The 12,284-nt window shown below is 48.6% G+C and carries 10 protein-coding genes; 6 read left to right on the plus strand and 4 right to left on the minus strand.

Features of this window, described 5'->3' with window-relative positions; all coding sequences use genetic code 11:
* The first annotated feature begins 234 nt into the window (after positions 1–234).
* The gene (gene secA2 / locus MKY41_RS09460) at positions 235–2,601 is read left to right on the plus strand and encodes an accessory Sec system translocase SecA2 (protein ID WP_340744767.1); all 2,367 of its coding nucleotides are present in this window, start codon (positions 235–237) and stop codon (positions 2,599–2,601) included.
* Positions 2,598–3,491, plus strand: a complete 894-nt coding sequence (locus tag MKY41_RS09465; protein ID WP_340744768.1) for an accessory Sec system S-layer assembly protein — start codon at positions 2,598–2,600, stop codon at positions 3,489–3,491. Before secA2 ends, MKY41_RS09465 begins: the two co-directional genes overlap by 4 nt.
* 598 nt (positions 3,492–4,089) lie before the next feature.
* Here MKY41_RS09465 and MKY41_RS09470 read toward each other — a convergent pair.
* Positions 4,090–4,587 (minus strand): C40 family peptidase, encoded by a 498-nt coding sequence (locus tag MKY41_RS09470; protein ID WP_340744769.1) that lies wholly within the window; start codon positions 4,585–4,587, stop codon positions 4,090–4,092.
* 215 nt (positions 4,588–4,802) lie between these two features.
* Between MKY41_RS09470 and MKY41_RS09475 the strand changes: the two genes are divergently transcribed.
* Positions 4,803–5,117: a hypothetical protein gene (locus MKY41_RS09475; RefSeq protein WP_340744770.1), complete on the plus strand. Its 315-nt coding sequence runs from the start codon at positions 4,803–4,805 to the stop codon at positions 5,115–5,117.
* 100 nt (positions 5,118–5,217) lie between these two features.
* On the opposite strand, the gene MKY41_RS09480 is transcribed toward MKY41_RS09475, so the two are convergent.
* The gene (locus MKY41_RS09480; RefSeq protein WP_445683330.1) at positions 5,218–5,910 is read right to left on the minus strand and encodes a glucosamine-6-phosphate deaminase; all 693 of its coding nucleotides are present in this window, start codon (positions 5,908–5,910) and stop codon (positions 5,218–5,220) included.
* Between the two features lie 443 nt (positions 5,911–6,353).
* Here MKY41_RS09480 and MKY41_RS09485 point away from each other — a divergent pair, with 443 nt between their 5' ends.
* From MKY41_RS09485 to MKY41_RS09495, 3 genes are read left to right on the plus strand one after another with little or no spacing between them, the layout of a single operon-like run.
* Complete coding sequence (locus MKY41_RS09485) at positions 6,354–6,500, plus strand: cytochrome c oxidase subunit 2A (RefSeq protein ID WP_340744772.1); 147 nt, start codon at positions 6,354–6,356, stop codon at positions 6,498–6,500.
* Positions 6,501–6,521: 21 nt separating this feature from the next.
* Positions 6,522–7,025: a cytochrome c oxidase subunit II gene (locus MKY41_RS09490; RefSeq protein WP_340744773.1), complete on the plus strand. Its 504-nt coding sequence runs from the start codon at positions 6,522–6,524 to the stop codon at positions 7,023–7,025.
* Positions 7,022–8,680: a b(o/a)3-type cytochrome-c oxidase subunit 1 gene (locus MKY41_RS09495; protein WP_340744774.1), complete on the plus strand. Its 1,659-nt coding sequence runs from the start codon at positions 7,022–7,024 to the stop codon at positions 8,678–8,680. The genes MKY41_RS09490 and MKY41_RS09495 overlap by 4 nt, the downstream gene beginning before the upstream one ends.
* Positions 8,681–8,809: 129 nt before the next feature.
* On the opposite strand, the gene MKY41_RS09500 is transcribed toward MKY41_RS09495, so the two are convergent.
* The gene (locus MKY41_RS09500) at positions 8,810–10,135 is read right to left on the minus strand and encodes an NAD-dependent malic enzyme (RefSeq protein ID WP_340744775.1); all 1,326 of its coding nucleotides are present in this window, start codon (positions 10,133–10,135) and stop codon (positions 8,810–8,812) included.
* 110 nt (positions 10,136–10,245) lie between these two features.
* Positions 10,246–12,144 (minus strand): sensor domain-containing phosphodiesterase, encoded by a 1,899-nt coding sequence (locus MKY41_RS09505; RefSeq protein ID WP_340744776.1) that lies wholly within the window; start codon positions 12,142–12,144, stop codon positions 10,246–10,248.
* Positions 12,145–12,284 lie beyond the last annotated feature (140 nt).

The following is a 12,284-nucleotide window of genomic DNA, read 5'->3' on the forward strand; positions in this document are numbered from 1 at the left end:
AATTTATCAAATCAACAGTATTATAGCATGATTGGTTGCGGAAAGCACTCTCTGCTAGATTACTTTTCACGGTTGGTTCCTTAGTTCCTATCTTCCCCTTTCTCCGGCGAGCTAATCTGTTTTTTCGCCTTCCTTATATATACAGATTTCCTGTAAGAGTAGTCTTTTGACGTTCTGTTTGATAAAATAAGAACGTGTCCTTGTAAGCAGGACTAGAAAAAGGAGCGTTCATTCATGTTATCACTATTCAAACGTTCAAATCAGACGAGCGAGAGACAATTGCGGAAATACCGTAAACTTGTCAACCAGATAAATAAATTGGAATCCACTTATGAAGCGATGTCGGATGACGAGCTACGTAATATGACGGATAGATTCAAAGAAAAGTTGCTGGATGGAGCGACCGTTTCCGATATCACACCCGACGCCTTCGCGGTCGTCCGGGAAGCGTCGAAGCGGGTGCTTGGCATGCGCCATTTTGATGTACAACTTATCGGCGGCATGGTGCTGACCGAAGGAAATATTGCCGAGATGCCGACGGGGGAAGGGAAGACGCTTGTTGCTTCCTTGCCTTCCTATGTGCGGGCGCTCGAAGGCAAAGGCGTTCATGTCATTACGGTGAATGACTACTTGGCGAAGCGGGACTATGAGCAGATCGGACAGATTCATCGTTTCCTCGGATTGACGGTCGGCCTCAACGTGCCGATGATGCAAGGCCCGGCAAAGAAGGAAGCCTATGATGCCGACATTACATACGGCGTTGGTACCGAATTCGGTTTTGATTACCTACGGGACAATATGACGCAGCATATTTCACAAAAAGTGCAGCGCCCTTATCATTTCGCGATCATCGACGAAGTGGACAGCGTCCTTGTCGACGAGGCGAAAACGCCGTTGATCGTCGCAGGTAAGATGCAGGCGGACGCCGATCTCCATAACATCGCCGCACGTCTCGCGAAACGGTTCAAACAAGGGGTCGATTTTGATTTCGAAGATGAAACGAAAGCGACGTCTTTGACGGATACCGGAATCGAGAAGGTGGAGAAAGCATTCGGTGTGGACAACCTCTATGATTTGGAGCACCAGACTCTCTACCATTATATGATTCAAGCTGTCCGCGCCCATGTCATCTTCAAACGGGATGTCGATTATATCGTAAAAGACGAAAAAATCGAGCTGGTCGATATGTTCACAGGACGCATCATGGAAGGCCGTACCCTTTCAGATGGCTTGCATCAGGCGATCGAAGCGAAGGAAGGCTTGCCGATCACGGAGGAAAACAAGGCGCAAGCCCAAATTACGATCCAGAACTACTTCCGCATGTATCCGCAGCTGAGCGGTATGACCGGAACGGCGAAGACACAGGAGAAGGAATTCCGTGAAGTGTATGGCATGGAAGTCATCCAAATCCCGACAAACCGTCCGCGCCAACGGATTGATTCCCCGGATAAAGTCTATGAAACAATCGATCAGAAATACAAAGCAGTGGCGAAAGAAGTGGCGGAACGTCATAAGACAGGACAACCTGTCCTGGTTGGGACCACTTCCATCCTGCAATCGGAGAAAGTCGTCGAATATTTGGATGAATATAAATTGTCCTACCATCTGCTGAATGCGAAAAGCGTAGAACAGGAAGTCGATTTGATTTCCCAAGCGGGGCAGCTCGGTCATATTACGGTCGCAACGAATATGGCGGGACGCGGGACGGACATCGTGCTTGGTGAAGGGGTTGAAGAAGTCGGTGGACTCTTCGTCCTTGGAACGGAAAAGCATGAAAGCCGACGAATCGACAACCAGCTGCGCGGACGTTCCGGAAGACAGGGGGATCACGGGGAAAGCCAGTTTTTCCTTTCCCTCGAAGATGATATGTTCAAACGATTCGCGAAAGACGATTTGGAGAAGTTCATGAAGAAAGTCGAAACCGACACAGACGGCCTCGTCCAGAATGCGGATGTCCATGAACTGACGGAGCGGACGCAGCGCATCGTCGAAGGCGCCCACTTCTCCATGCGGGAGTACAACTTGAAGCTCGATGACGTCATCAATGATCAGCGGGAAGTCATTTACTCATTGCGCGACAAAGTATTGGCACGGGAAGACATTCTGGGCCAATTGAAGACGATGCTCCATGAAGCTGTCGAATTCGTCGTGTACGATAGCTGTCCGGAAAATGAGTCACCGGATAGCTGGGATCTGCAACGGATCGAGCGGACGATGAATGCCATGCTGCTGGAACAGGTGTCCATTCCGCCTACGGTCGAGCGGGTGGCCGATATTATGAAACTTTACGAGGAACCAATCGATAATCTACTCGCGTTCATCGATTCATTTGCCGAGCACGAGCAAATCTTGCAGTTCATCCCTCAAGTAATGCTGTCCCATATCGATACGACATGGGTGAAACATTTGGAAGTGATGACTCGTCTGAAGGAAGGGATCGGACTCCGTTCATATGGCCAGGAAGATCCGATGCGAATTTATCAGCGGGAAGGGCTCCAGCTTTTCGCCAAGCATTACCAGAAATTGCGTCGGAACATCGCATCCGAGGTAATCGGGTTCATGAAACAGATTAATGAACAATTGGAGGCACAACAACAATGAAACTATTCTCCTTTTTTAAGAAAGTGGAAAAAACAGGATCCGACAGCACAATCGGATCCGAAGAGATCGTAGAGGGCGTCCAGTCTTCAACAAGCACCGACGATGTGGAAACCCCGCTTTCCCTTCATCCGTCATGGACCATCCCGCAAGAGCAGGAGTACGTCTTCCGCTTCTTGTCGAATGAACTGGAACCGCTAAAACCGAACCAAATTTCGCTATCAGGGATCGACATCGATGTCGAACCGGCGAATGGCAGCTGGCTCGTCAAAGCGTTCTTCCGTTCCTCGCTCGACCAGCAGATTTCTGTCGGATCAGTCGAATTGCTCTTGCTCGACGGCGAAGGGAAAACTGTCGCATCTGACGAGTTCGACTTGAAAGAACTCGGCGATATCCCGCCACGGAGCGCACGGCCTTGGGTATTCGTCTTCACAAAAGAGAACATCTTTGCTGAAGAACCGCCGGCAGAAAATTGGAAGCTCGCTTTCAACGTCCAGTCGATGGTGCCTCACAAGTTGGAACTCGAACCGACTTGGGAAGAAGGCTTGACGGCCGAGCAGAAAGAGGCATTGGCGAAAGTTGTGGAAGGCTTGCCGAAATTGAAGCCGCGTGAAGTGAACATCAGCGGATTCCAAGTGAAACAGCAAGACGACGGCAGCATCGCGGCCTCCGTCTTCATCCGCAACGGCCACTCCAAGCAGATCAATATCGAAAAGTTGCCACTCGAGCTCGTCGACGCAGCCGGCGATCAAGTCGCCCGCGGCTCCTTCGAACTGGCTCCGCTTTCGGTTAAAGCGAACACATCGAAACCATGGACTTTCATCTATCCGAAGGAAATGGTCCAAAAAGAAGAACCCGATTTCTCCCGCTGGACCGTCCGCGTCCCGCAATGAAAGATTGGATGAAAAGAGGCTGCCAAAGCAGCCTCTTTTTTTATTGAAAAAGGTGGGGTTGGCATACCTTCGGGCAGAACTCGTACATCCTGGGAGAATACGGGCATCCCCCGGACCTTTTCTTCTCTCGTATGACAATCCCAACTTGCTCGCATCTCCCCTGCCCTTGCTTGCACTCACCGCTTATTAGCTTGCATCCGCCGCCGATTTACTTGCACTCCCTCCGCCTTACATTGCAAATCAAGCAGCGAAGGGCTTGATTTGCCGAATTTCTGCGAACTTTGCAGAAATTAAGGCACCTTAAATGGTCTGCATTAAAAACAGCGCCCGGATTCTGGCCGAAAAGGCATCCGGCTGGAAAGTTATCCACAAGCCAGAATTTTATAATTTCCTGGTGTATGAAATAATCAAATTACCTTGATTAACCACAAAAAAGCCCCAGCGACTTCAAGTAAGATAGGAGTACCTGACAGGGAACTCCATCTCATCAACACACTCACAAAAATGGAGGTTGAAGTCACATGGGGACTACTACACAGTAAACAATGAAAAAAGCGCAGAGTGTCAGCAATTCGACATTCTGCGCTATATGTATTTATTATTTTGTTGCAGAGGCTACGGAGTTGACGCCTGAGATGCGTTTTGCCCCAACGTAACGGCTGCCCCAATAGTAAGGGTCGTCCAATTGGTCGACACGCGTACCACGGGAGGTAGATGCGTGTGCAAACTTGCCATCCCCTATGTAGATGCCTACGTGAGAAACCCCTTTGCCCGATGTATTAAAGAATACGAGGTCCCCTGTTTCCAGATCGGCTTTCTTCACCGCTGTTCCGGATGCGTACATGCCGGAAGACGTGCGTGCCAGGTCGATACCATTTTGTTTGAATACGTACGATACATAACCGGAGCAGTCGAAACCACTCGTAGTCGTCCCGCCGTATACGTATTTAATGCCTGTTAGGCTAGTTGCCGTTTTTGAAATCGCTTCCGATTTGGAAGACGACGCTTCAGCTTGTCCAGTGAACGGTGCGACGAATAATAGTAATGCCATTACAAAGATCGTAATCGTTTTTTGCATTGTAAATGTAAGTTTCATGTGTTCCCCCATTGGCTTAATTTATATGTAAAAAACCATCCGCAATAACCTTACCATGTTTCAAAACGACCTAATATTACATTTATGTAACAAAGTCATTACGAATAACTCGATTGTCTCACTTTATTGAAATATTGTAATAGATTTTGAGGTTTATGCCCGTCGAATAAAGGGAATGTAAGAAGAATGCTAAAATAGGATTGGAGGCTCTGTGCGTGAAAAATGAAGGGAATTTTCCAAAACGCCCGCAAAAGCCAGTTCATGAGACAGAAAATCAGTCGACCGCGGGAACCCCGCCGAATATTGGGAGGATGCAATCCGACCCCGTCTTTCCTTCCCGAAAAAAGGAGTTGAAACGGGATGATCACCTCCCGCCGGCAGCCGGTGAGTATGAACGATACCATCCCAAAGAGGAACCCGCCTCTCCGTCTGGACGCGCCCCACTGAGCATTATCGAAAAAGAGCGAAACCCGGAACGGGACGAAACGAACACCAACTCTACAACGCCCCCGGACATGGAACAAGAGTGAATCCTACCGCCATCCACTGCATCTTTTACCACTCGACAATTGCTAGACCATAAGAAACGTGAAAAGACTGCCTCCGTCGGGAAGCAGTCTTTTCATATGCTTACAATTCAAGATCCGTTATGACAATGAAATCTTCATGCTTCAACAAGTTCGTAATCGGCCATTCCAGCGTCACTTCGCCTTCCAATAATTTGGCGATGGCATCTCGCTTTTTCTCACCGAATGCAAGCAAAATAAGTTTTTTCGCTCGCATGATAGACATGATGCCCATCGTCAGGGCCGTTTCTGGAATTTTTTCATCGTTCTCGAAGTATTGGCTGTTGACGCCCAAGGTCGATTCCGTCAGATGCGCTACATGCGTGACCGACTCGAACGACGTACCTGGCTCATTGAACGCGATATGGCCATTCTCCCCAACACCCAGCAACTGGATGTCGAGCGGATGTTTCACTAGCAGTTCCTCGTATGCCCGGCATTCCGCGTCCAAGTCTGCCGCCATCCCATCCGGTATATTCGTCTCTTTGAATTTCTTTTTATTGAATAAATGATCTTTCATAAAATACGCATAACTATTCGGACTATCCGCTGCGATTCCGACATACTCATCCAAATTGAATGAAGTCACGTTGCTGAAGTCCAAATCGGAATCCGTCCACATTTTATAGACGGGGATCATGGTGCTTCCTGTTGCCAACCCAAGCACGTTCAGTCGGCCGTTCTCCAGTTCTTCCCTGATGATTTCAAATACACGCTCCGCCCCTTGTTCGGGGTTTTCCACTTTAATCAGTTGCATGTTTTCCATTCTCTCCAACCTACTTCCACTTAGGATTTCACCACATTGCTAATTGTAATTTCCATAAACAGTATGGTCAACATTTTTTCAATTTAATTTTTTAATTACTGGCCTTGACACTAGTGTCCTATATCCCTAACCGCTTGCTCCCAAACATTTCGACCTATATTATCTTCCCCTCTATCCACAGGAAATATGCCTTCATATACAAGTGTCGGACGAGGAGGATAAAGCAATTGCCCACTGCGGATCCCAACAGCCAGACACTCTTTATTCCCGCTTAGCTAGCAAATCATTTTGTCAAAACGATGAAGAGCGAGTGAACGAATTGTGAAGTTCGCGCCGTTTGAATAAAACCTAGGGAATCCCCTAATTCCCTTATCGTCCCAGAAGCTTATGATGAAAGTATGAATCAGAACACTTAACGAAATGGAGGGTACACAATGGGCAAACGAAAACCGACACCGCCACACTCCGATCAAGGTCCATCTGAAATCAGTTTGAAAGGGACTTTCATCGCGGTCATGTTGCTTGGTGTTTTCATCCTACTAACTTGGTTCGGATCTTACGCACTCTTTTTATCTAGATAATATATGTCAGGAGGGTACTCTATGCATCTGCATAAATATGAAAAAGTATGGCTTGCATTCGGAATGGGCTCCCTTGCCCTATTTCTCCTTATCATCGGGTTCGCTGCATTCTGGAAAGGAACTCACCCGCAAAGCCATATTGAAACCATCGATCCCAACAACGTCGAAGCCCATGAGGAATTCAAACCTGAAAACTTGGGGCTCCGGGAAGTGGCGGACGGAAAGTATAAAGTGAATATCGTCGCATCGGCTTTCAACTATGATATGGGACGGGATGCGGAAGACAAAGCGGTCCGGAAGATCCGGGTTCCTAAAGGCTCGACGGTTCTCTTCCAAATCACTACGAAGGACGTCGTCCACGGATTCCAGGTTGCAGGGACGAATATCAATATGATGGTCGAACCGGGCCATATTAGCCGTTTCGAGGCGGTTATGAAAAAGAACGGCGAATTTACAATCGTATGTAATGAATACTGCGGCATCGGGCATCATCAGATGTTCGGTACAGTGGAGGTGTATGAATGATGGAAGCCAACCAATTGCCACTCTCTAAAAAACAATCGCGATTATATATGTCCTTCATGTATGTCACCTATATTTCCCTTCTGGTCGGCGGCTTGATGGGTCTCTTGCAGACATTGGTGCGATCAGGAAGGTTCACATTGCCTTTCAATATCGATTATTATACGATTTTGACAGTGCACGGCGTCATCCTCGGACTTGTTCTGACTACGTTTTTCATTATCGGATTCCAATTTTCCTTGATGGGGAAAACGGTCGGTATTTCGGATAAACAGATGAAAGTCGCTTGGATTTCCTTCTGGACGATGCTCGTCGGGACCATTATGGCGGCCATCACGATTCTAGTCGGCGAGGCGTCTGTCCTGTATACATTCTACGCTCCGTTGCGGGCGCATCCAGCGTTCTATTTCGGTCTTGCGTTAGTCATTGTCGGAAGCTGGGTTGCGGCGTTCGTTAACTTCCGCCAGTTGTATGTTTGGAAGAAGGCGCATAAAGGGCAGAAATCACCGCTTCTTGCCTTCATGGTGACGATTAATATGTTAATGTGGTTCATCGCTTCATTGGGGGTCGCTTCCTCGGTGTTGATTCAATTCATCCCTTGGTCGCTCGGATATGCGGAAACGATCAATGTCCTGATGAGTCGTACGTTGTTCTGGTATTTCGGTCACCCACTCGTCTATTTCTGGCTGTTGCCGGCTTACATGGCATGGTATGCGATCATCCCGAAAATTATCGGCGGAAAATTATTCAGTGATTCTCTCGCTAGATTGTCATTCATCTTATTGTTGATGTTCTCCATTCCGGTCGGCTTCCACCACCAGCTCACAGAGCCCGGTATCGATCCGACATGGAAATTCATCCAAGTCGTCCTGACATTCATGGTTGTCATTCCGACTTTGATGACAGCTTTCTCGATTTTTGCAACATTTGAAACGACTGGACGGAAAAAAGGATATACGAGCCTGTTCGGCTGGTTCAAGAAACTGCCGTGGAAAGATGTCCGTTTCTTTGCACCATTCATCGGTATGGTCGCTTTCATACCGGGCGGAGCCGGCGGGATCATCAACGCTTCCCACCAGATGAATGCACTCGTCCATAATACGATTTGGGTCACCGGTCACTTCCATTTGACTGTTGCTACTACGGTCATCCTGACGTTCTTCGGTATCTCGTACTGGCTAATCCCGCATTTGACAGGCAGACGATTGACTCCGAAACTCAACAAACTGGGCATCATCCAGTCCATCATCTGGACATTCGGAATGACGATCATGTCAACGTCGATGCACATTCAAGGCTTGCTTGGCGGCCCGCGCCGTTCCAACTACTCTGAATATGCAGGCGGCGAGCAGGTGCAGACATGGATCAGCTACCAGCTTTCCCAAGCAATCGGCGGAACAATCTTGTTCATCGGCATCATCTTGATGGTGTATATCTTCATTCAACTTACCTTCTTCGCGCCGCGCGGTGTGGAAGAATACCCGATTGCCGAGGAGGAAGAAGATGCGGATCCGACTCCGAAAGTGCTCGAGAACTGGTATCTATGGATCGGTGTCACCGTTGCGCTCATCCTGTTCGCGTACACGATTCCAGTCTTCGACATCCTGAAACACTCTCCTCCGGGCTCGTCTCCATTCGATTGGCCAATTGGAAGATAAACAATGACGAAACCCTCCCTAGGGCATCCGCTCCAGGGAGGGTTTTTCGTGCTGCACCTGTACGTCCGGTTGCTTGCGCTCACCTAGGCTTTACTTACAAACCAGAACTTTCCGACTTCCTTCCACACCTCATTGCAGCGATTGGGTTTCATTGGCCACCCGTTCGACCGCTTCGGCTACGTTTTGATGGACTTGCGGGTCAAGCGGATGAGGGACCAGATCCCCCGGTTTCGTCGTCTCGACGATGGCCAAGGCGGCTGCGATGAGCATCGGATAGGTGATTGCCTTTGCTTGCGCGTTCAGGGCACCGCGGAAAATGCCCGGGAAGCCAAGGACATTATTCACTTGGCGACCGTCCGCCGCGAAGGCCGCACCCGCCTCGAGCGCTACTTCCGGTTTGATTTCCGCATTTGGATTGGACAGCGCCAAGATAATCTGCCCTTTCCGCACCATTTCAGGTCGAATCAACCCCGCAACCCCTGTCGTCGCTATGACAATATCGCAAGTTTCCATTAGTTCTTCCAGCGAATCGAGGACGTTGCCATCGTAATGCTTCATCCGTTCGAGCGCCGCTTCATTGCGGTCGACTCCGTGCATTTCCCGGACTCCGTATTCCATGAGCATTCGGCTAATCGCTAAGCCCGCCGCTCCCAGGCCGACTTGTCCGACAACGGAATCGCTGAGATCCACGCCAGCCTGTTTACAGGCGGACAAAACGGAAGCGAGTGTCACGACTGCCGTGCCATGCTGGTCGTCATGCATGACAGGAATCGGGAGTTCCGCTTTCAGCCGTTCCTCAATCTCAAAACAATGCGGCGATCCGATATCTTCCAATAAAATCCCGCCAAATCCTTTATGGATATGCTTCACTGTCTTGACCACTTCGTCCGGATCGCTCGTATCAAGCAGGATCGGGATGCCGCTGATACCTGCAAACTGGTCGAACAGGACAGCCTTCCCTTCCATCACGGGCATTCCCGCAACTGGGCCGATATTGCCAAGGCCCAGAATGGCGGTGCCGTCCGTCACGATGGCAACGGAATTTGAAATCCCTGTAAAATAATTGGCTTGGGACGGATCATTTTTTATCACTCCACATACATTCGCCACGCCGGGGGTGTACACTCTCCGCAAATCGCCGAGGGACCGGATTTCCATCCGTCCTTTCATCTGGATTTTTCCCCCTTCATGCGCTTGCAGAACTTCGTCCGTCACGGCGAGCACATGGATGCCGCTGCCGATTGCGTTGATCGCATCGACGATCTGTTTCAGATTCTCTTCATCCTTACACTGGATGGATATATCTCGCAAGGTGGAAAGAGTACCGACTTTGATCGTCTGGATGTCGCCGATATCGCCTTTCCATTGTGCGATTGCCGTGGCTACTTTTGCTAAATTGCCGGGGATAGAAGGAGTTTCGATAATCAGGTTTCGCATAAACTGACTCAGTTCCATATCCCTGCCTCCTCGTTTCGCATTAGTTGTCCCACCATTGTACACACAGAAAAAAGGGTGACAAGAAATCGTACCACTACGATACGTCATGTACCCTCAAACGTCATTTTCTATTCATTTTGATCTGCGGTTGCAGCCTGCACAGGAAGTTTGCCACCCGTGTCTTCCAAAAGTTTATCGATTTCATCTGCGGGAAGCGGTCTGCTGAAATAATAGCCCTGAATCTTCGTGCAGCCCAACTGCTTTAAACGCATCCATTGCTCCTCGGTTTCCACACCTTCCGCTATAACGGAAAGTCCAAGCATCTTAGCTAATCGGATAATCGTTTGGACAATGGCTGAGCTCTTTGGATCGATTGTCAAATCCATGATGAATTGGCGGTCGATTTTAATTTCTTGGACCGAAAAATGTTGTAAATAAATAAATGCGGAATATCCTGTTCCGAAATCATCGATGGAAATATCAAATCCGAGGTCGACCAATTGCTTGATTCTCCGTTTGACTGCTACTTGGTCTTGCAATGCGACGTTTTCTGTAATCTCCAGTTTCAGCCGATTCGGTTCAATTCCCGATTCTTCGGCACATCGGATCAAATAATCAGGAAGAGTATGATGCAGAAAATGGCGCGGTGACAAATTGATAGATACTTTCAAATGGCCCCGACCTTCATCCTCCCATCTACGTAGTTGGGTGAACGCTTCTTTGATGACCCACTCCCCGATCGGCAAGATCAACCCAGTCGATTCGGCAAGGTCGATAAAGTCCCCCGGATAGATCAGCCCCCGTTCCGGATGTTTCCAGCGGATAAGCGCTTCGAAGCCTCTCAACTCTCCCGTTTTCCCATCGACTTGCGGTTGGTAGAAGAGACAAAATTCGTTGAGGTCCAGGCCTTTTCGAAGGTTGATTTCCGATAGCATCATTTCCTTCATAGTCGTATGCATGCCTGGCTTATAGACTCGGCCCGCTTTGCGGGTCTTTTTCTTCCTTCCCGATTGCAATGCGACATGGGCCGTCTGCAGCCCCTCTTTCGCGGTCTGTACATGTTCCGGATAATAGGAGACTCCATAACTGAAAGTCAAGTAGACTTCATGACCTCCGATGTGCATTGGCCTCCTTATTTCATCCGCCAATCGATCCATGAACAAGGTGGCTGTTTCGGCAGCATACCCATGGGGAATAAAAACAATGAAATGGTCAAATCCGATGCGCGCGGTAATGGCAGGAGCCGGGAATAGGTACCGCAAGCGCCTCGCCGTTTCCTTCAGAACTTCGTCTCCCCCATCATGGCCTAGGACGCCCTGAATCTCGGTAAATTGATCAAGGATCAGGTAGAGGAAGACGCCTTGTCCATCCATCGGTAGGTTCGGCAGCAACTCATCCACATTTCTAAGGAAGGCATGCTGATTGTCGAGGCCGGTCAGCGGGTCGGTGTAGGCCAGCGTATGTATATGCTCCTCGATTTCAATCCGGTAAATCCGGTCGAAAATAAAAGCGACCATGTCTGCCAAAGCTGAAATGATCACTTGATCAAAAACTGACCACTCTCGCTTTTCGGTTGTTTCACAACATAAGACACCGCCAATCCCCCTGCTTAGAATAATGGAAGCATCCAACATGGATTGTGTCTTGGGATCGTAGTACCCTTTTCGATACAACTCCTCTGTAGCCGGATCGGTTGTCACATCTTTTACCATTAATGTCCGGCCCTGCTGAACAGCTTCGAAATAGGTAGGCATATCTTGTTGGAATAGGCATTCTCCGGAGGATTGTTCATGACGTGTGGCATCATAGTAATTCCGCGCGGTCAGGATGGTCCTCTTTTCATTGAACAGCCAGATTCCGACTCGCTCACATGCCATTACTTCGGCAATCTGCTGACAAATCTCTTCCAGCGTATGCTTGACCGATTCCCGGGTGAGCTTCAACTGTTTGGCATGAGAAAAGAGCAATTGCTGCTGTTGACGAATTTTTTCCAGCGTCGTATTGATTGTTTCGATTGAACGTTCCATTAGATCAGCACCTCCCTTTTCAGCCTGTTCAATTCTATTATATCGGCTTTTTTTTAGCATATTTTAGTGATTCTCTTATAGTCTACTAATTCAATTAATAGGTTAATAGTTAGTAGTTTTTAAGCAATGAATCGTCCGAC

Source organism: Sporosarcina sp. FSL W7-1349, from assembly GCF_038003045.1.
GTDB lineage: Bacteria > Bacillota > Bacilli > Bacillales_A > Planococcaceae > Sporosarcina.